Here is a 20,339-nt window from a genome sequence, read left to right as displayed (position 1 = left end):
GTGAGCTGGGCCGGCAGAGCTTCGGACGCACGAGCGAACGCAGCCGGTGCGCCGTTATCGGCGACACGGAGCGGGAATCGCCGAGTTCGCCGTGCAAGCGGGTTGGGAGGCCGACATGGTGACACCGGACAAACCCATCGTCGTAGGCATCGACGGCTCCGAAGACGCCGTGCGCGCGGCCAACTGGGCCGTGGCCGAAGCAGACCACCGCGGGGCAGCTCTGCTGCTGGTGATCGTCAACGACGACCCGGCCCGCGCGTCCTACGCCGAGGACGCGGTGCGCAAGACCGCCGAGAAGTGCCGGGCCATGGCCCCCCACCTCGCGGTGGACGTGGAGACCGCGAGCGGACGACCGGTCGAGGAACTCCTGCGGCAGAGCCGGAAGGCCCAGCTGGTGGTGCTCGGCGGACGCGGGCACGGCGGATTCGCGGACGCCCTGATCGGCGGGGTCAGCGCAGCCGTGGCCACCCACGGCTCATGTCCGGTCGTCGTGGTCCGCCGGGGCGTTCCGACGACGGTCGGGCCGGTGCTGGTCGGAGTGGACGGCTCCGAATCCAGCACCAACGCGCTGCGGTTCGCGTTCGAAGAGGCCCGCGGCGCCGCTGCCGAGTTGCTCGTGATGGAGGTGTGGCACGAAGGGGATCTGCTCGCTGGACCACTGCCGTCCGACGAACGTGACCGCGTGCAGCGGGAGGTCGAGCAGTCGCTCGCCGACCAAGTTTCCTCCTTGCAGGAGGAGTTCCCGAACGTCCGCAGTCGGCAGCTGGCACAGCGCGGCCACCCTGTGGCGACGCTGACCGACGCGGGCCGGAACGCGCAGCTGCTCGTCGTCGGGCACCGCGGACGTGGCGGATTCGGCGGGTTGTTCCTGGGGTCGGTCGCCGCCGGCGTCCTGCACCACGCGCCTTGCCCGGTCGTGGTCGTCCGCAACGGGGATGACCGAGCCAAGTGATCCGCACGAACCCGCCCGGTGGGTGACGCGGATCAGCCGAGGACGGGATCCGCGGCCTGCGAAGACTGCGCCGTTCCCGGGCCGACATCTCCGGCCTCGAAGCCGCTGGGAATGATCACGACCGGGCACCGCGCGTGGCGGATGCAGCGCAGCGCCGTGCTGCCCAGCACCGCATCGGCGACGCGACCACGTCCCCGGTCGCCCAGGACGAGCATCCCGGCGTGGGCCGACTTCGCGGCCAGAACCTCCTCCGGGCGCCCTTCTACGAGTTCCTCATGCAGCTGGGGCGTGGACGCGCCCGCGAGGCACTCGGCGACGACCCGGTTCAGCTCCTGCCAACGCAGATCGCGCACTTCGTGCGGTGCCAGCCCAGGATTCATCATCAGCGGAGCCGGACCGGACAGCACCGCGTGCGACCGCCAGACCATGATGGCGGCGACCGAAGCCCCACGTGCACGCGCCTCGCACAACGCCCACTGAAGCGCACGTTGACTCGCCTCCGAGCCGTCCACTCCCACGACGAAACCCAGTGCGGTTCGCACGGCGCGCCTCCCTTCCCGCGATGCGGGACGCGAACAGGAGCGTCAGTGCGCGAAGACGGTGCGCGCTGCTCGTGCTCGATCGACTTCCGGCCGGGTGACCATGACGACCGAGACCGCGCCGATCCACAGGACGAACGCGAGACCCGCAGCGAACATCAGCACCGTCATCAGCATGCCCGCGTCGAAGAAGACCGAGATCGCTGCCGCCAGGCCGAGTACGGCCACGAGGACACCCACCCATCCCAGCCACGGTCCGGTGATCTCGCGGCGCACCATCGCAGCACCGGCAGTGGCCGCGAACAAGGCGATCAGCAGGCCGATCGCTCCCCCGGCCTGCTGGTGCAGCGTGTAGAGGGTGAGAACCGCCGGTCCGTTCAGCGATGCGGTCCGCGTGGTGAGAACGGCCAGCACGGCAGCGGGGACCATGGCGAACAACGCGGCCACCGCCAGGCTCGCCCCGGCGAGCAGCACCACGGGTGCGAACGCTTCCTCACCGCCTTCGGCCCGCTGCAGCACGTGGCGCAGGTGGGCGACGAACCACAAGGCCACCACCGCGCCCAGCGACACCAGCAGCACCGCGATCTGGATCGCCACTCGGTGCTCGGCGAAGTAGGTCGCGATGGCCAGCGGGTCTTCGGCGAGACCGACCGGCATGGGCACCAGCAACATCCCCACGAGGAGCGCCACGGCGGCGAGCAGACCGCTGCCCGCGCCCAGTCGTTCCCAGATCCTCTCGTTCACGGCTTCCTCCGCGTGCGCATCAGTGCGCCTCGAGCGCACGAGCCCCTTCTTCTCACATGACGCGTTGCGCCAGCCCGAGCAACTGGCGACTCGAGAATGCGCGGCAAAGGGCGGTGCTGGCAGGGCCGAAAGCCTCCCCCGACCTTCACACGAAGCGTGGCTGTGCTGCCCGCACTCGAATCAACCCGAGGAATCCAGCCCCCGCAGTGCTGAACGTGCGGGGCCTGCTGGGGAAGGACCGCGGAACGCGCTAGCTGAACGAGGACCTGAGGTTCCGGAACTTCAGGTCGTCTGACCGGGACGCACGACAACCACAGGACACTCGGCGTGGTGCAGCACCCCGTGGGCCACCGATCCCGGGAGCAACCGCTCGAACCCGCCCGCCCCCTTATGCCCGACCACCAACAACTGGGCGTGCGAGGCTGATGACACCAGCTCTTCGACCGGGTGTCCGAACCGCACCGACTCGCGGACCAGGACCTCCGGGTGGCTTGCGCGCCACTCTTCGAGCTGCGCAGCCAACTCCCGCTGCGCGTCATCCAGGCCGAACCAGACGGCCCCTGGAAGCGTCTCACGTCCGGAACGCCCTGAATGTGCCGGCTGCCAGACCAAGATCGCCACGAGATCCGTCTGCCGTGCGGTGGCCGCGTCGAACGCGAATCGCAGGGCCGAGCGGCTCGCCGGCGAACCGTCCACGCCCACCACGACCGGACCGACCGAGAAGCTCGTGCGGCGTTCACGAATGACCGCGACCGGGCAACGGGCGAGCATCGCTACCGCCGTGCTCACCGAGCCGAGCACGGCCTCTGCCAGGTTTCCGCGGCCACGTGATCCGACCACGAGCAGGCATGCCTCCGCGGAGGACCGGACCAGCGCCTCGGAGGGACGCCCGTGCTCGACGGCTTCGACGACCTCGACCTGGGGGCACTTCTCGCGGCAGTGCTCAGCTGCGTTCGACAGCGAGGCCCGGAGCTCCTCGTCCTGTGCCGAATCGTTGCCGACAGCCATGAGGCGCATGCGAGCGTGCCGGAGATCGGCTTCCGTCGCCGCCCACACCGCAGCCGCCAACGACGGCTCGGACCCATCCAACCCCACCAACACCGGCAGATCCTGCTTCGCCGTCATCCCGCCACCCCCTCTCCGCCCGTCTCGCTCCGCGCACGGCGAGCTGCCCACAGTCGCACTGTGACACGACCATCGGGACCGCACATGTCCCCGCTCCTGCGCGCCGTTCGTCCCCCGCTCGGGAACAGCGTCGCGTTCGGGTGAGCTCGCCCGAGTTTGTGGAGAACGGAGGAACCTGGGTGCCAATCGGGGCTCTCCGGCGCCGCGAGACCGAACAGGCCGTAGTCCTCTGTCGGTGCCCAACGACATCTCGTGACACTTGCTCCTCGCAGTCTTCAATCCGAGCGGGCCACGACCGACAGGCGAAGGGGGCAGGACATGCGGCAGGAAAGGGCACAACGCACCCAGCAGCGCACTGACGACGAACCGGCCGACATCACCGCTGCCGGGCGAGAACGGCGGGAACAGCTCGATGACGGCACAGAATCCCTGCTGGACGAGATCGACGACGTCCTGGAGGAGAACGCAGCGGAATTCGTCCGCTCGTACGTGCAAAAGGGCGGCCAGTAAAATCGCGGCCCGCGCAAGCCTCTCAACGGACAGGCACGATCACAGCTTCCTCTACCGCACCACGAGCGACAGCGGTCGATCATGACGCGCGAGGTGGTGTGGACAGGTCCACTTCGGTCAGGCCGCTTCACGAGGTGCGGGAGCCCACGCGGAGGACGGCCGCGCCGTGCACGCGATCGGCCGCCAGGTCCGCCAGGGCGCGATCAGCTTCCTCGAAGCGGTACGGGGTCGTCGCGACGCGGAGGGGGTTGCCGGCGGCGAAGCGGAAGAACTCCTGACCGTCCAGGCGCGTGTTCGCCGTGACGCTGCACAGGGTGCGTTCGTAGAACAGGTGCCGCTGGTAGTTCAGCGCAGGCACATCGGTGAGGTGGATCCCGGCGATCGCCAACGTGCCACCGCGGTCCAGCGCCTCCAGCGCGACCGGAACGAGCTCTCCGACCGGGGCGAACAGCACCGCCGAGTCGAGCGGCTCGGGGGGACGGTCCGCAGCACCTCCGGCCGAGGCGGCCCCCAGCTCCAGGGCGAGCTTCCGCGCCAGCACCGAGCGCGTCAGGACGTGCACCGTCGCTCCGCGCGCCATGGCGACCTGAGCGGTCAGGTGAGCGCTGGCGCCGAAGCCGTAGATGCCGAGCCGACCGCCTTCGGGAACCTGGGCGCGCTTGAACGCCCGGTAACCGATGAGGCCGGCGCACAGCAGCGGCGCGAGCTCGTCGTCGGAGTACCCGGCCGGCAGGTGATAGGCGTACTCCGAGGGCACGGTGGCGTACTCGGCGTAACCTCCGTCCGCGTCCCAGCCCGTGTAGCGCGAATCCGGGCAGAGGTTCTCCCGACCACCTCGGCAGTACCGGCAGTACCCGCATGTTCGCCGCAACCACGCGATCCCGACGCGGTCGCCCTCCTCGAACCCCGACGCATCGGGGCCCTTGCCGACCACTTCTCCGACGACCTCGTGGCCGGGCACCACCCCGGCCGCGTGCACGGAGAGGTCGCCTCCAACGACGTGCAGGTCCGTGCGGCACACCCCGCACACCAGCACACGGACGACGAGCTCATCCGCCTCTGGTCTTGGGCGCGATCGAAAACCCAGCGACAGCGGCCCGCTCTCCAACGTGCCAGGTTCACCAACGACCCACGCACGCATCTCCTCGTTCCTCGTCATGACACCAGTCGACCCGCTTGACCCACGTCGGTTGTAGGGCCGAGCGGCCTTAGCTCCGCGAATTCCCGGCCGCCCGCTTCGGTCATCGACCGCCGAGACGGGTGTTCATCGAGCGGATTTGAGTTTGGCCCGTTCCGCGAACGGGGAAATCGACAGGAAACGAAGGACTTCGTTCCAGACACCGATCCGGTGTTCGAGAGCACCCGGGCACGGCTTGGGGGCCGGGGAGCGACGAGGGTGCTGCGCTAGTTGCTGACCACGGCTCCACATCTCCTGGTCGTCACGGTTCGCACTCTGAGCCCAACCGAGGGGAGCGCGGATGACTGACCTGACTGACACGATCGTGGTCGGCATCGACGGCTCCGAACAGGCGCTCAACGCGGTCGACTGGGCAGCGGCCGAAGTGTCCTCGCGCAACCTCGCGCTGCGCGTCGTGACGTCGACCGAACCTTACGTGCGCGGCTTCTACGGACAACAATTCCCGTACCTGCCGGATGTGTTCGAACAAATCGATCAGTTGGCCCGCGTGCAGCTTCGCGACGGCCTCAACCGCGCAAGGGCCGTTGACCCCGACATGCCGGTGCACACCGAATACCTGCGGGAACCGCCGATCTCGCTGTTGCTGCGGATGTCGAAGACAGCACGCCTGATCGCGCTCGGCGCCTCCGGGCGTGGTGGATTCAGCGGAATGCTGCTGGGGTCCACGGCCACCGCCGTCGCGGCGCACGCGTCCTGCCCGGTGGCCATCGTGCGGGACCCCAACGTGCCGAACGGGCCAGTGGTCGTCGGCGTCGACGGCAGCGAGACCAGCACGGCCGCGCTCGGCTCGGCGTTCGACGAGGCCTCGCGGCGAAAGGTGCGCTTGGTCGCGGTGCACGTCGGCGAGACCCCTTCGATCAGAGAGCTCGGCGTCGGCCGAGCTCATCAGCAACCCGGTGATATGGAGCGAATCTTGGCCGAAAGCCTCGCGGGCTGGAGGGAGCGCTACCCCGAGGTCGATGTCGAGCGGGTCGCGGTTGACGGTCAGCCACCGAGCGTGCTGCTCGACTGGAGCGACCGCGCGCAACTCGTGGTGGTCGGAACCCGGGGCAGGGGCGGGTTCCGCGGCATGCTGCTCGGATCGACCAGCCAAGCGCTCCTGCACCACGCCAGATGCCCTGTGCTCGTCATCCACGGGCACCGCCGCACCACGTGACCACCTGCTCGGGCTGAACTGGTTCTTGCCGACAACGCGGGCCAGGGCATCGGATACGTCTGGGAGGCTGCGATGAACCAACGGCACCAGTACACGATCGTGGTCGGCGTGGACGGCTCACCGGCCTCGAAGTCGGCGCTGCGCTGGGCGGCCTGGCACGCCGAACAGCTCGGCGGCACGCTCGCCACCCTCATGGCCTGGGAGGTCCCGCTGACGGACCTGATCGCGGTCGGCAACCGCGGACGCGGCGGGATCACCGAAGCCCTGCTCGGCTCGGTCAGCCAGCACGTCGTGCACCACGCGCGCTGCCCGGTCGTCGTCATCCGCGACTACGCACGATGACGGCGCGGCGGCTCGTGTTCCGCGGCTTCGACGCCGAGGACGAAGGACGCCGGGAAGCGCTGTGCACGCTCGGCAACGGCTACTTCGCCACCCGGGGTGCGGCGCCCGAGTCGGTCGCCGACGGCACGCACTACCCCGGGACCTACGTCGCCGGCTGCTTCAACCGGCTCACCACCGAGGTCGCCGGCCACAGGCTGGAGGACGAATCGATCGTCAACGCGCCGAACTGGTTGCCGCTGGCCTTCCGCATCGACGGTGCGTGGTTCGACATGGAGCAGGTGGAACTCCTCGAAGCCGAGCAGGAACTGGACCTCGAGCGCGGGATCCTGGTGCGTCGGCTGCGCTTCCGCGATCAGCAGCGGCGCACCACTCGCCTTGTGCAGCAGCGCCTCGTGCACCTCGCTCACCCGCACCTCGCCGGGCTGGACACCACCCTGCAGCCCGAGGACTGGTCGGGAACCGTCACGATCCGCAGCGGCCTGGATGGCGCCGTGGCAAACACCGGTGTCGCCCGTTACCGCGACCTCGCCGCGCACCACCTCGTCGACCACCACATCACCGAAGCAGGCCCGGGACTCTCGGTGCTGGACGCGCTCACCTCGCAGTCGCACGTGCGCATCGCCGTGGCGCAACGCAACCGGTTCTTCGCCGATGGGGAACCCCACCAGGTGCCGACCACCGTCATCGGTGACACGCGCGTGGACCACGAGTCCACCACCGAAGTCGCTCCTGACTCTCCGGTCCAGGTGGAAAAGATCATCTCCCTGCACACCTCGCGCGACCCGGCGAGCACCGAAGCCGCGTCCGAAGCCGTGGACAGCGCCCGCGACGCACCCGGATTCGACGAGCTCTGCCGGACCCAGGCCGTGGCGTGGTCTCGGCTGCACCGGCACTTCTCCACCACCACCTCGCTGAGCGAGCCGGCTCGACGAACCATGCTGCTGCACCGGTTCCACCTGCTGCAGACCGTTTCACCGAACATCACCGATCTCGACGTCGGACTGCCCGCGCGCGGCTTGCACGGCGAGGCCTACCGGGGGCACGTCTTCTGGGACGAGCTGTTCGTGCTTCCCGTGCTCGACCTGCGGATGCCGCGGCTATCGCGTGCGCTGCTGCACTACCGCTACCGGAGGCTCCCCCGCGCGCGCAGCGCTGCCCGGCAGGCCGGGCTGGCCGGAGCGATGTTCCCGTGGCAGAGCGGCAGCAACGGGCGCGAAGAGAGCCAGTCCTGGCACCTCAACCCGCGCTCGGGGCGCTGGCTGCCCGATCACACCTACCTGCAGCGCCACGTCGGCCTCGCCGTCGCCCACAGCGCACGCCACCACCACCTCGCCACCGGCGACGACGACTACCTCAACACCGAGGGCGCCGAACTGATCTGCGAGATCGCCCGGTTCTTCTCGTCCCTGGCCACCTACGACCGCAGCATCGACCGCTACACCATCCGCAGCGTCGTCGGCCCGGACGAGTACCACACCGCCTACCCGGGAAGCGAGGCACCGGGCATCGACAACAACGCCTACACCAACGTCATGACCGCCTGGCTCTGCGCGACGGCGACCCGCGTCCTGCGCGAACTGCCGGACCGGCGACGACGCGAGCTCGTCGACCAGCTGGACCTGCGCCACCACGAGATCGACCGGTGGGACCGACTCGCGCACCGCCTGTTCGTCCCCTTCCACGACCGCGGTCTGCTCAGCCAGTTCGAGGGCTACCACAAGCTCGCCGAACTCGACTGGGAGGCCTACCGACGCCGCTACGGCGACATCCAACGCCTCGATCGCATCCTCGAAACCGAAGGAGACGACCCCAACCGCTACCAGATCAGCAAGCAGGCCGACGTGCTCATGCTGTTCTACCTGCTCTCCGCCGAAGAACTCGCCGAAGTCCTCGGCCGCCTCGGCTATCCCATGGTCGACATCCCCGCCAACGTCGAGCACTACCTGGCACGTACCAGCCACGGCTCGACGCTCAGCGCCGTCGTCCACGCATGGGTGCTGGCACGCGGCAACCGTCGCCGCGCACTCGAGTTCTTCGACGAAGCCCTGGTCAGCGACCTGCACGACACCCAGCACGGCACGACGGCCGAAGGCATCCACCTGGCGGCCATGACCGGAACGCTCGACCTGGTGCAACGCTGCTTCACCGGGATCGAGGTCCGCCCCGACGGCCTGCACCTCAACCCCCAATGGCCGACCGGACTCGGGCCCCTGGAGCTGACGCTGCAGTACCACGGCCTGCCCCTGACCATCCGCGTCTCCGGACGAACGGTCGCCGTGCGCACAGCCCCCGGGGCACCGGCAGCGGGCATCACCTGCGTTTGCGGACCGCACCACGAGCGCCTGGGCCCAGGTGAAACCGCGCGGTTCTCGCTGGGCGCGCTCCCCACGACGGATCCCACCGGTGAACCGCTGTGATCGGACGCGGTTGACCACGGCGTGGCAGACCGAGCCGGGCGGGCTGCGGCGAATCCGGCGGTCACGCCCGTGATCCTGAATCGTTGGACGGGGTGTCGCGCAGAACTGCATGACGAAGTCCTCTCCACAGCGCGGGCAACAGCATCGAGGATGGGAACATGGATGACTCAACCACCTCACCTCCTCGAAGGTGGCGCATCGGTCATGGAGAACTCCTCCTCCGCCACCGCTACGAGACCGCGAGCATCGTCAACGACATCCTCATCGCTGCCTGGTTCATCGCCGGCAGCATCATGTTCTTCCAGCCGTCCACATCCACGCTCGGCACTTGGATGTTCCTCTTCGGCAGCATCGAACTGGCGATTCGTCCGAGCATCCGCCTCATCCGACACTTCCACCTCCGCCGAATCCAGGCGGCCGGTCCACCCGAATCCGACCACGACTTCTAGTCGTGCCCCGGTGCCGCAGGTGTGGGTGCGGCCGAACCGCGACGGCAGGCTCCCGACCGGCACCGCCTCGGCCCGGTCCCGAACGGCGATGAATACCACGCGCAGATCCGGGTACTTGATGGAGCAGCGCTACTCGGTGGACGGTCGGAGTTGACATGGTCACCACGAACATCGACCCTCGCCGCTATCGCGCGGTCTTGTTCGACATGGATGGCGTGATCACCGATACCGCCGCGGTGCACTTCGCAGCGTGGAAGCGCCTCTTCGACCAGTACCTGGCCTCGCGCCAGCGCAGCTCAAGCGAAGATCACCAACCGTTCCGGGAAGCGGACTACGCCGACTACGTCGACGGGAAACGACGTATCGACGGGGTGGTGGACTTCCTGCGGTCACGGGGCATCTCGGTTCCGGGAGGAGCTGCGGTCGACGAAGCCGGCTTCGAAACCGCCCACGGACTGGGCGAGCTCAAGGATCGGTACTTCCTGGATGCGCTGGCTGCGACGAGAACGTTGCTGTTCCACGACGTGGTACCGCTGATCGAATCTCTGCGCAGCCGAGGCATCCGGACCGCAGTCATCTCGGCCAGCCGCAACTGCGCCCAGGTCCTGGAACGAGCGGGTGCGGCGCAGCTGTTCGACGTCCGCGTCGACGGGGTGCTCGCGGACCGACTCGGTCTGCCCGGCAAACCCGCACCCGCGATCTTCCTCGAAGCTGCGCACCGCCTCAGCACCCCGGCCTCGGCATGCGTGGTCATCGAAGACGCCAAGGCCGGAGTCCAAGCCTCCAGAGCAGGATTCCTCGGACTCACCATCGGAATCGCGCGCACCGGCCCGCCGAACCGCTTGCTGGAATCCGGCGCAGATGCGGTCGTGTCGACGCTCAACGACATCTCCGTAGGGCCCTCGCCGGAGCGCCGCCTGTCCGAAGTTCCCGACGCCCACCACTGCTGGAACGAGATCGCCGACCGGATCCGAGACCACAACCCGGTACTGCTCCTGGACTTCGACGGGACGCTCGCGCAGATTCGCGATGATCCCACCAAGGTCACCATGCCCTGGCGCACGAGGAACGTCCTGCAGCGGCTCGCCAGGCACAGCCCGGTGGCGATACTCAGCGGCCGAGACCTGCAAGACTTGCGGTGCAGGATCCGCATCGAAAACCTCTGGTACGCGGGCAGCCACGGTTTCGAACTGGCGGACCCCGAGGGCGAACTGATCACGCAACATGCCGGCGAAACGGCATCGTCCGACCTCGACAACGCCGAGCGGCTCCTCCGCGACGAGCTGGCAGGCGTCCCGGGCGCGCTCGTCGACCGGAAGCGATTCGCCCTCGCGGTGCACTACCGCAACGTCCGGACGGATCGCACCGAAGACGTGATGTCCACCGTGGCCCGCATCGGTCGCGGGTTCACCACCCTCCGCCCGGCGCACGGGCGGAGGGTGATCGAGCTCCTGCCCAACGTCCAATGGAACAAGGGCAGGGCTCTGCGATGGCTGCTGGACCGCATGGGTCTGTCCGGCACGGACGTGGTGCCTGTCTTCGCCGGGGATGACTACACCGACGAAGACGCCCTGCGCGAAATCCACGACGACGGTATCGGCATCGTCGTGCGCAGCACCGAGCACGGCGACCGCCTGACCTGGGCCCACTACGCCGTGGACGACCCGAGCTCACTGACCGCCTTGCTCACACGCCTCACATCCCCCATGGGGAAGGGCCCGAATGCCGACCACGTCTGAAGAACCGCCCGCGAGGGGCACCCGCCACCCCACACGATCCTTTCATCTCCTCTGCTCACCTCTGCGTGGATCACCGAGACCATCGGCGCCCACGGCATATTCGGCGCCACCTGGCCGTTCTCGCAGTTCCGCGCGGTTCCCCGACGGTCCGCGAGGTCCTCGGTAAGGTCGAGGGTTGATCACCCTGCTGGCGGTGGCGGGAAAGATCGTGAGCGCGGCGGTTTTCGCCCGGGTCCTGGGGCACGGGTGGCGGCCGTCGGCCGGTTCGGGTCTAATGATGAACTGCCGGGGCGTCACCGAGCTCGTCGTACTCCAGATCGGACTGTCCCTCGGCGTCCTGTCACCCCGCCTGTCCACGATGCTGGCCCGCATGGCGCTGATCACCACCCCTGCTGCGGCGGCTTCGCCTGGGGACCGCGTGAGCCGTGAGGAGTGGCTGATCGCGGGATAATCTGACTATTGCTCCCTCCCAATCGATCTCGATCGTCCGACACCTGCGGGACCACGACGAGCCGTCCGCCCCCGAGGTCCGGGGGCGCGTCAAGTTCCTGGCGGACGACCATTGCACGCTGATCCCGCACACACAAGAGTCAAGGCCCCACCTGCCTTCCCGACCCACGAAGATGCTGGCCAAGAATCGCTTGCCCTCGTGTTGGAGTGCGTGGCGGAGTTGGGTTTCGACTTCTTGGGCGACGTGGACGTCCCTACACGCCATCAGTGAAAGTAGCTGCGCCCAACAAGCCACTCCTGACCTCGACGCTCTTTCGGCCACCTGCGACGTGCAGCAATTTCGACGCACTTGCACACGTGCGGTGCCACCTGATCCCCACGTTCCGAACTGCGCCGGGATGCACGGGACCGTGAGCCCGCTCAAATCCTGCTCGCCCACCGGACTCTGGGTCTCGCGACGAATGCGTCAGTTTGGCCGCATGTCCTTTCTGCTCGAGCCTGCAAAAGCCATGCGGCTCGTCCTCGCTTTTCGGGCGGCCGCCGGCGCACGGTCCAGCACGACAACTATCGGCAACAAGTTGTTCTGCCGGTCGAAGCGGTCGTAGCTTCAGCCGTCAACGGATCGCCACGGCGTCCGGACGACCTGCTCAGGAAGGGAAGCGACGATGCTTCGACCCAGTGCCAACACCTCGCGCGATCGCCGACGCCTCGACGGACTCTGGCGCTTCGCCGTCGATCACGACGGCGTCGGCCGCGAAGAGCAGTGGTGGAAGGCCCCGTTGCCCGGCCGGACGGAGGTCGCGGTTCCGGCGAGTTACAACGATCTATTCGCCGATTCCTCCGTGCGGGATCACGTCGGCGACGTCTGGTACCAGACGTCGGTGCACGTCCCGGCCGCGTGGGGCGGGCAGCGGATCGTGCTGCGGTTCGACGCGGCCACGCACCGAGCGGTGGTGTGGGTCGGTGACGCGCAGGTGGCCGAGCACGAGGGCGGGTACACGCCCTTCGAAGCCGATGTCACCGAGGTCGTGGCGGTCGGGGAGGAAAACCGCATCACCGTGGTCGTCGACAACCGGCTGTCCTGGGAATCGGTGCCGCCCGGCTACGTGGAGCAGACCCCGGACGGCCCGCGGCAGCGCTACTACCACGACTTCTTCAACTACTCCGGGCTGCACCGACCGGTGTGGCTGCACACCACGCCGCCGGCTCACATCAGCGACATCACGGTCGTTCCCGGGATCGAGGGCACCACGGGGACGGTCGGTTACGAGATCGCCGCCTCCTCGGAAGCCGAGGGCCTCACCTCGCACGTCATGCTGCGCGACGCCGAGGGGCGCGAGGTCGCCCGCAGCGCGGGGACGTCAGGAACCCTGGTCGTGGACCAAGTGCACCCGTGGCAGCCTGGCGAGGGCTACCTCTACCGGCTCGAGGCTCAGCTGCAGGACAGCACCGGCACCCCCGTCGACGCGTACTCGCTCGACGTCGGGATCCGCACGGTGGAGGTGCGCGGCAACGAGTTCCTGATCAACGGGGAGCCGTTCTACTTCACCGGGTTCGGGATGCACGAGGACCACTCGGTGCGCGGCAAGGGCCATGACGACGCGTCGATGGTCCACGACTTCGCGCTGCTGGACTGGATCGGCGCCAACTCGCTGCGAACCTCCCACTACCCCTACGCCGAGGAGGTGCTCGACTACGCCGACCGCCACGGGATCGTGGTCATCGACGAGACCGCAGCGGTGGGCATGAACCTCGGTTTGGCCGGGGGCATCATGAACGCCGAGACGAAGAAGACCTTCTCCGAGGAGACGATCGGCGAGGCGACGCAGCGCACTCATCTGCAGGCGATCCGGGAACTGGTGGCTCGGGACAAGAACCACCCGAGCGTCGTGCTCTGGAGCGTCGCCAACGAGCCGGAGTCGGACACCGAAGCCTCGCGCGAGTACTTCGAGCCGCTGTTCACCGCGACGCGCGAGCTGGACCCGTCCCGGCCGGTGGGGTTCGTCAACGTCATGCTCGCGCCGGTCGACAAGTGCCTGGTCTCCGACCTCGCCGACGTGATCATGGTGAACCGCTACTACGGCTGGTACGTCAACCCGGGGGATCTCGCGAACGCCGAGCGCGCTCTGGAGGACGAGCTCACGGGGTGGGCCGACCGCCACGGGAAGCCGATCATCATTACCGAGTACGGGGCCGACACGGTCGCAGGACTGCATTCGGTGGTGGCGCAGCCGTGGACCGAGGAGTACCAGGTCGAGTTCCTGGAGATGTACCACCGCGTGTTCGACCGGATCCCGGCCGTCGTCGGCGAGCAGGTGTGGAACTTCGCCGACTTCGCCACCGCCGCCGGCTTCGCCCGCGTGCAGGGCAACAAGAAGGGCGTGTTCACCCGGGAGCGCCACCCGAAGGCCGCCGCGTTCAGCCTGCGCAAGCGCTGGCGCAAGGACATCTGAGACCGCGTTGCCCGCTGATTCCTCATCGAGGAGGAATTCCATGAAACTCCGGATCACCCAGCTCCTCGGCTACGGCGCCGGGGACATGGCCAACAACCTGGCCTTCTCCATGGCGTCGATGTTCCTGCTGCTCTACTACACCGACGTCGCCGGAATCCCGGCCGCGGCCGCGGGAACGATCTTGCTGGTCGTGCGCGTCTGGGACGCGCTCGCCGATCTCGTCGCCGGCGGCCTGGTCGACAAGACCTCCACCCGCTGGGGCAAGTTCCGCCCGTGGCTGCTGTTCGCCTCCCTCCCGCTGCTGCTGCTCAACGTGGCGACGTTCTCCGTCCCAGACTGGAGCCTGACCGGCAAGCTGGTCTACGCCGTGGTGACCTACGCGGCGGTCGGCACGGCCTACAGCCTGGTCAACATCCCCTACGGTTCGCTGGCGGCGGCCATGACCCAAGACCCGGTCGAGCGCTCGAAGCTGGCCAGCGCCCGGTCGATGGGTGCCGCCGCGACCATCCTGCTGCTGAGCCTGGTGGTGTCGCCGCAGATCAAGAGCGCAGCGAACCTGCAGCACTCGATGCTGCTGACCACCCTCGCGGTGGTGGTCATCGGGGGCGCGCTGTACCTGTTCACCTTCTTCACCGCCCGCGAGACGGTCGAACGCGAAGTCCAGAAGGTCAGCCTGAAGGAGAGCCTGGCCACCCTCAGGCGCAACCGGCCGTTGATCCTGCTGTGCGCCAGTTCCCTGTTCTTCCTCACCGCGATGTTCTCGCTGCAGACGATCGGCGTGTACTACGCCCGCGACGTGCTGGGAAACGCCAACTTCTACATCTTCATCACCGTGGCTCAGGTGGGACTGATGTTCCTGCTGGCACCCCTGGCCCCGTTCGTCGTGCGCAGGTTCGGCAAGAAGTCCGGCTACATCGGGGCAGGGATGGTCATGATCACCGGCTCGGCGGGCGTCATGTTCGCACCCTCGTCCCTGCCCTGGGTCTCGCTCGGGTTCTTCGTGCTCGTAGGGATGGGGCTCGGACTGGTGAACACGCTCATGTGGTCGCTGGAGGCCGACACCGTCGAGTACGGCGAGTGGCAGACCGGGGTCCGCATGGAAGGCGCGACCTACGCGGTCTTCTCGTTCGTCCGCAAGCTCGGCCAAGCCGTCGGCGGGGCGACGGCGGCTTACACGATCGGGCTGGCCGGTTACGTCAGCGGCACCTCCGCGCAGACCGAGGTGGCGGTGTGGGGCATTCGCGCCGCGGCCGGTGTCGTCCCGGCGGGCTGCGTGATCATCGCGATCGTGATCATGCTTTCCTACCCGCTCACCGAGAGCCGCTTCCGGGAGATCACGGCCGAGGTCGCCGATCGACGTTCACGCGTGGTGGATCCGCACACCTCCTGAAGCTGAGCCACGAACGAGAGCCGGCGATCTCCGTCCCCCGGGGATGCGCCGGCTCTCGTTCGAGCATCACTGATTGTTGCAGTGAACGCACATACGTTGCGCACTTGACATCACCTTGGCGCCTCGCAAAGGCAGCAGAGTCAGGATCACGCGGCTATTTATCGCGTTTCCACCTGGGTTGACACCCCTCGGTCGACCTCATACGTTTCTCTGAGCGCAACTCTGTTGCACCTTTATGGCCAGCGCATCGGTCCAGGAGTGCATCACCCGGTACTGGCAGCCACTGCGGGACGCCAACGAGAAAGGACGTGTCCGATGAACCTCGAACGGCTCAAGGAGATCCACAACGGCGAGCGGGTCCAGCCGACGTTCTCCGACACCGAGATGAACCGCAGGGTGGCCGCGCTGCGCGAGCACATGGCCGACGCCGGCATCAACGCGGTCGTGTTCACCAGCTACCACAACATCAACTACTACAGCGACTTCCTCTACACCGCGTTCGGCCGCAACTACGCCCTCGTGGTGACCGCGAACGAGCACGTCACCGTCTCGGCCAACATCGACGCCGGGCAACCCTGGCGCCGCAGCTTCGGCGACAACATCGTCTACACCGATTGGCGGCGCGACAATTTCCTGCACGCCGTCAGCACCGTGCTGGCGCGCTCGGGCGTCACATCGGGCACGCTCGGAGTCGAGGACGACCACATCCCGCCGATGCTGCGCGCGCAGCTGGCCGATGCCCTCCCCTCGCTCGACCTCGTCGATGTCTCCGCAGCGACCATGCGCCAGCGGATGATCAAGTCCGCCGAGGAGATCGAGCTGATCAAGCACGGCGCCCGGATCGCTGATCTCGGCGGTGCCGCCGTGGTCGAAGCGATCGCCGAAGGCGTACCGGAGTACGAGGTGGCGCTCGCCGGGACCCAGGCCATGGTGCGGGAAATCGCCCGCACCTTCCCGCACGCCGAACTGCGCGACACCTGGGTGTGGTTCCAGTCCGGGATCAACACCGACGGCGCGCACAACTGGGCGACCAGTCGTCAGGTCCGCGACGGCGACATCCTGAGCCTGAACTGCTTCCCCATGATCGCCGGCTACTACACCGCTCTAGAACGGACGCTGTTCTACGGCGAGCCTTCCGTCGAGCACCTGCGGTACTGGCAAGTCAACACCGCGGTGCACGAGCGCGGCCTCGAACTCATCCGCCCCGGCGCGGTGTGCGGTGAGATCGCCACCGAGCTCAACACGATCTACGAAGCCGAAGGCCTGCTGCCGAACCGCACCTTCGGCTACGGGCACTCCTTCGGCGTGCTCTCGCACTACTACGGCCGTGAGGCCGGGCTCGAACTGCGGGAGGACATCACCACAGTGCTCGAACCCGGCATGGTCGTCTCCATGGAGCCGATGATCACCATTCCGGAGGGCCGGGCCGGAGCCGGTGGGTACCGCGAGCATGACATCCTCGTGATCACCGAGGATGGCGCCGAGAACATCACCGGCTTCCCCTACGGCGCCGAGCACAACATCATCAAGAACTGAGCAGCATTCGGTGCCCGGTGCGGGTCTCCGTCCCGCACCGGGCACCGGCGGTGTGAAGGAGCATCCGCATGACCGGCCGCGCCGACGACGAGAACACCACCAGCGCGCCTTCCGCGCTGCAGAACGGCATCAGCGTCCTGCGCGCCTTCTCGATCGGGGAGCCCGCGCTGGGTGTCACCGAGATCTCCCGGCGGGTCCAGCTCCACAAGAGCACCGCGTCCCGCATCCTCGGGCAGCTGGAGCAGCTCAACCTGGTGGCCCGCGATCCGGAGAGCGGACGGTTCCGGCTGGGCTTGGGCCTGATCGGGCTCGCCGGTCCGCTGCTGGCCGACCTGGACGTGCGCCGCATCGCCTACCCGGCGCTGGAAGAGCTCACGGCGCGCACCAAGGAGACCTCAGCCCTGGTGGTGTGGAGCGACAACGAGTCCGTCTCGGTCGAACAGGTGCCCAGCCCGATGCAGGTCAAGCACACCACCCCGATCGGCACCCGCTACACGACCTCGGCGAGCGCATCCGTGCAGGTCTTCCTCGCCGAGCTGCCCACCGCGCACGTGCGGGACCTGCTGGATCGGCGGCTGCTCGGTGGAGGACACGACGACGAGCACACCAAGCAGCGCTACCTCGACCGCCTCGCCCAGGTGCGAGCCGACGGCTTCGCCATCAACGCCGGGGAGACCTCCGTCGAAGAGATCGGGATCAGCGCCCCGGTCCGCGACCACCGCGGTCGGACGACCGCCGCGGTGCTGCTGTCCGCACCGAGCTTCCGGGTGTCGGAATCCCTGCGCGAGCAGCTCGCCGAGGTCGTCCGGGCGACAGCCGACGACATCTCCCAACGGCTAGGCGCCCCGGAGTAGTAGTGCCGGTGCCCCGCGTGTTGCGCGGGGCACCGCTGGCGTCAGAGCTGCTGCACCTCGGGCCGTTGGTGCACCTTCCCGGCCCCGCACACCTCATCGGCGCGTTCGGCGATCTCCTGCAACGTTGTCACCCACATCCCGTCCAGTCCCTTCACCCGCTCCACGAGCTCTTCCAACGCGTGGGCCTTGGCCGGACGTCCGGACAGGAACGGGTGGTTGGTGAGCACGAAGCAGCCGGCCTCGGCGTGCCGCGCGCGTGCCTCCAACCACCACATCTCCAACACCTTCAGCGGACTCTCGATCACCCCGCTGCCGGTCCAGCCCGGGTAGAACGCGTACTGCTCCCAGTCGTCGAGCGCCCAGTCCACCGGGATCTCGATCAACGACGGCGATCCCGGTGCGCTCGTAGCGATGCGGTACGGCACGTCCTCGTCGAGCAGGCTGGAGTCGTACGCGAAGCCCCTCTCGGCGAGCAGACGAGGGGTGTGCCAGTTCGTCTCCCACCACGGTGCCCGGTAGCCGACCGGCCGCACGCCCGCGACCCGGTCCAGCGCCTCCAACCCGCGATCCAGGTACTCGGCTTCGACCTCCGCGCTGATCCCGCGCATCGGTTCGTGCAGATAACCGTGATGAGCGATCTCGTGCCCGTGATCCACGATGGACCTCACCACGTCGGGGTAGCAGTCGGCGGTGAACCCGGGGACGAAGAACGTCGCCCGAACGTCCTGCCGCGCCAGCATCCTCAGCAAGCGGGGCACTCCCAAGCGAGGGCCGTAGGACTGGTGCCCCATCAAGGACATCCGATCCGCAGCAGCCGGATCGTTCGCCAGAACGCACGACTCGGCGTCCACGTCGAAGGTGAACGCGCTCGCCGCGCGATAGCCGTCGGGCCACGGGAATTCAACACCGCGTTCTTCGGTCACTCGCTGCTCCTCCGCTCATCCGATTCCGCGGACAGGCCGTCCTGCCCGCGACGACCGCGCGATCCCAACAGGGCGTACAGGGCACCGGCCACGAGGCCACCGACCAACCAGGACAGGTCGACACCCCCGAGCGCCTCGGCCAATGGACCTCGGAAGACGTCCACGGTGCCGTGCATGAACAACCAGGTCCCGACGATCCCCGCGCCGAAAGCGAGCAACGCCGCGGAGTTGACGTCGGGCAGCCGGGAGCTCCCGACGGGATCGAACAACCGCTGCACACCGGCGGTGCCGCGCTCGAACCAGTAGAAGTGCACCAGCATGATCGCACCCCAAGCGGCCACCCACGCCACCAGCGAGACCAGCCAGGAGTCCAGCACCGTCGCGAAGTCGCCCTGGTAGACGAAGAAGATCACGCACGCCATCGCGAACGCGCCGACCACCACGCTCAGCCCGCGCCGCGAGATCCGCAGGTCCAGCGCCTGCACCGCGACGCCGCACGTGTAGATGTTGAGGATGTTCGTCGCGATCGGCCCGTGAACCACCAGGAGCAGGACCGGCACGGCGAGGGAACCGTAGGAGCTCACGATCAGCTGCCCGGGATCGGCCTCGCCGTTCTTCGTGGCCAGCGAAGCGCCTAGGACGCCGAGCCACACCACCGGGAGGAACTGGCCGAGCGCACTGGCCAGGTAGAGCTTGCGGCGAGGAACCTCCCGGCTCACGAATCGGGAGTAGTCGGCCGCGTAGGTGAACCACGTGATGCCCCAACCGATCCCGATGGCGGTCATGACGCCGGACATCGCCGCGAAGCGATCCCACCCGGACAACAGCGCACCCGGTGGCCCCGCGTAACTCCAGTCGATGTCGAGCTTCGTCCACGCGACGACCGACATCGCCACCAGGACCACGACCGTCGGCGGCACCGTCCACTTCTCGAAGCCGGCGATGGCCCGGTACCCGATCCAGGAGATCACCACCTGCACGACCATGATCATCCCGGACACCGCGATCTTGGCGGGATAGTTGTGCATCGCCGGATCGACGAGGCCGAGCTCGCCCAGCAGTGCCATGACGAGATCGAGGATGATCCAGGTGTTCACCGCGCACCACCCGACCGCCAACGCCGCCTGGATAGCTGCCGGAAGGTAGTTGCCACGCCGACCGAACGCCGCCCTGGACAACACCATTCCGGTGGCGCCGGTGCGCTGACCAAGCAGCACGAACAGCCCGAACAGGGCCATGCCGACCAGATTCCCGGCCACGAGCACGAACACCGCGTCGGTGAGCCCCAGCCCGAGTTTGATCCCCAGCGCTCCCAAGACCCAGTTGATCGGAGCAATGTTGGCGCCTGCCCAGATCCAGAACTGCCCGGACACGGCACGAGTGCGGGCCTCCTCCGGGATCGGCTGCAATTCCCTCTCGAGGTCCTGTTGATGCGCGCTGTTGCTCGTCGGAACTGTCCTCATGTGCGTCTCCGCATTGCCATCCAGCCATACTTGTGGCGGAGGCCCTGAGGAACAAGGTACGTTCTGTCAAACATCCACCAGGTTTGATTGGACGGAACG

At 68.0% G+C, this 20,339-nt stretch carries 18 protein-coding genes; 12 read left to right on the top strand and 6 right to left on the bottom strand.

The features are described 5' to 3' along the window. Positions 1 to 115 precede the first annotated feature (115 nt). Positions 116 to 952, top strand: a complete 837-nt coding sequence (locus tag QFW96_RS16630) for a universal stress protein (RefSeq protein WP_281456565.1) — start codon at positions 116 to 118, stop codon at positions 950 to 952. A 32-nt stretch (positions 953 to 984) separates the two neighbouring features. On the opposite strand, the gene QFW96_RS16625 is transcribed toward QFW96_RS16630, so the two are convergent. The 3 genes from QFW96_RS16625 to QFW96_RS16615 form a co-directional block, all read right to left on the bottom strand. Further along, positions 985 to 1,494, bottom strand: coding sequence for a universal stress protein (locus tag QFW96_RS16625; RefSeq protein WP_281456564.1), 510 nt, complete (start codon positions 1,492 to 1,494; stop codon positions 985 to 987). A 42-nt stretch (positions 1,495 to 1,536) separates the two neighbouring features. After that, on the bottom strand, positions 1,537 to 2,235 hold the full coding sequence (locus QFW96_RS16620; protein WP_281456563.1) for a DUF4386 family protein: 699 nt from the start codon (positions 2,233 to 2,235) through the stop codon (positions 1,537 to 1,539). Between the two features lie 282 nt (positions 2,236 to 2,517). Beyond that, complete coding sequence (locus QFW96_RS16615) at positions 2,518 to 3,360, bottom strand: universal stress protein (protein WP_281456562.1); 843 nt, start codon at positions 3,358 to 3,360, stop codon at positions 2,518 to 2,520. Between the two features lie 318 nt (positions 3,361 to 3,678). Here QFW96_RS16615 and QFW96_RS16610 point away from each other — a divergent pair, with 318 nt between their 5' ends. Then, positions 3,679 to 3,870, top strand: a complete 192-nt coding sequence (locus QFW96_RS16610; protein WP_281456561.1) for a ubiquitin-like protein Pup — start codon at positions 3,679 to 3,681, stop codon at positions 3,868 to 3,870. A gap of 127 nt (positions 3,871 to 3,997) precedes the next feature. Here QFW96_RS16610 and QFW96_RS16605 read toward each other — a convergent pair whose 3' ends face one another. Beyond that, on the bottom strand, positions 3,998 to 5,011 hold the full coding sequence (locus QFW96_RS16605) for a zinc-binding alcohol dehydrogenase family protein (protein ID WP_281456596.1): 1,014 nt from the start codon (positions 5,009 to 5,011) through the stop codon (positions 3,998 to 4,000). Positions 5,012 to 5,348: 337 nt separating this feature from the next. On the opposite strand from QFW96_RS16605, the gene QFW96_RS16600 reads away from it, so the two are divergent. From QFW96_RS16600 to QFW96_RS16555, 10 genes are all read left to right on the top strand, one after another. Next, a complete protein-coding gene (locus QFW96_RS16600; RefSeq protein ID WP_281456560.1) occupies positions 5,349 to 6,224 on the top strand; it encodes a universal stress protein in 876 nt (291 codons plus the stop codon). Positions 6,225 to 6,296: 72 nt separating this feature from the next. Then, positions 6,297 to 6,566: a universal stress protein gene (locus QFW96_RS16595; RefSeq protein WP_281456559.1), complete on the top strand. Its 270-nt coding sequence runs from the start codon at positions 6,297 to 6,299 to the stop codon at positions 6,564 to 6,566. Next, complete coding sequence (locus QFW96_RS16590) at positions 6,563 to 8,983, top strand: glycoside hydrolase family 65 protein (RefSeq protein WP_281456558.1); 2,421 nt, start codon at positions 6,563 to 6,565, stop codon at positions 8,981 to 8,983. Before QFW96_RS16595 ends, QFW96_RS16590 begins: the two co-directional genes overlap by 4 nt. Positions 8,984 to 9,141: 158 nt before the next feature. After that, entirely contained in the window at positions 9,142 to 9,432 is a 291-nt protein-coding gene (locus QFW96_RS16585; RefSeq protein ID WP_281456557.1) for a YrhK family protein, read from the top strand. A 155-nt stretch (positions 9,433 to 9,587) separates the two neighbouring features. Next, positions 9,588 to 11,171: a trehalose-phosphatase gene (gene otsB / locus QFW96_RS16580; protein ID WP_281456556.1), complete on the top strand. Its 1,584-nt coding sequence runs from the start codon at positions 9,588 to 9,590 to the stop codon at positions 11,169 to 11,171. Between the two features lie 175 nt (positions 11,172 to 11,346). After that, positions 11,347 to 11,622 carry a cation:proton antiporter domain-containing protein gene (locus QFW96_RS16575; RefSeq protein WP_281456555.1) on the top strand — a complete coding sequence of 92 codons (276 nt, stop codon included), beginning with the start codon at positions 11,347 to 11,349 and terminating at the stop codon, positions 11,620 to 11,622. 664 nt (positions 11,623 to 12,286) lie between these two features. Beyond that, entirely contained in the window at positions 12,287 to 14,074 is a 1,788-nt protein-coding gene (gene uidA, locus QFW96_RS16570) for a beta-glucuronidase (RefSeq protein ID WP_281456554.1), read from the top strand. A gap of 40 nt (positions 14,075 to 14,114) precedes the next feature. Then, positions 14,115 to 15,464, top strand: a complete 1,350-nt coding sequence (gene uidB / locus QFW96_RS16565; protein ID WP_281456553.1) for a glucuronide transporter — start codon at positions 14,115 to 14,117, stop codon at positions 15,462 to 15,464. Between the two features lie 315 nt (positions 15,465 to 15,779). Next, positions 15,780 to 17,000, top strand: a complete 1,221-nt coding sequence (locus QFW96_RS16560; protein ID WP_281456552.1) for a M24 family metallopeptidase — start codon at positions 15,780 to 15,782, stop codon at positions 16,998 to 17,000. A 68-nt stretch (positions 17,001 to 17,068) separates the two neighbouring features. Further along, positions 17,069 to 17,854: an IclR family transcriptional regulator gene (locus QFW96_RS16555; protein WP_281456551.1), complete on the top strand. Its 786-nt coding sequence runs from the start codon at positions 17,069 to 17,071 to the stop codon at positions 17,852 to 17,854. Positions 17,855 to 17,895: 41 nt separating this feature from the next. Here the strand turns inward: QFW96_RS16555 and QFW96_RS16550 are convergent, their stop codons facing one another. Both QFW96_RS16550 and QFW96_RS16545 read right to left on the bottom strand, forming a co-directional pair. After that, positions 17,896 to 18,777 carry a polysaccharide deacetylase family protein gene (locus QFW96_RS16550; protein WP_281456550.1) on the bottom strand — a complete coding sequence of 294 codons (882 nt, stop codon included), beginning with the start codon at positions 18,775 to 18,777 and terminating at the stop codon, positions 17,896 to 17,898. Beyond that, a complete protein-coding gene (locus QFW96_RS16545) occupies positions 18,774 to 20,240 on the bottom strand; it encodes a purine-cytosine permease family protein (RefSeq protein WP_281456549.1) in 1,467 nt (488 codons plus the stop codon). Before QFW96_RS16545 ends, QFW96_RS16550 begins: the two co-directional genes overlap by 4 nt. Positions 20,241 to 20,339: the final 99 nt, after the last annotated feature.

The sequence above is a fragment of the Saccharopolyspora ipomoeae genome (genome assembly GCF_029952525.1).
In the GTDB taxonomy this organism is placed as follows: domain Bacteria; phylum Actinomycetota; class Actinomycetes; order Mycobacteriales; family Pseudonocardiaceae; genus Saccharopolyspora; species Saccharopolyspora ipomoeae.
The sequence above is the reverse complement of the archived record's forward strand: the minus strand, read 5'-3'. Positions and strand labels throughout refer to the sequence as shown.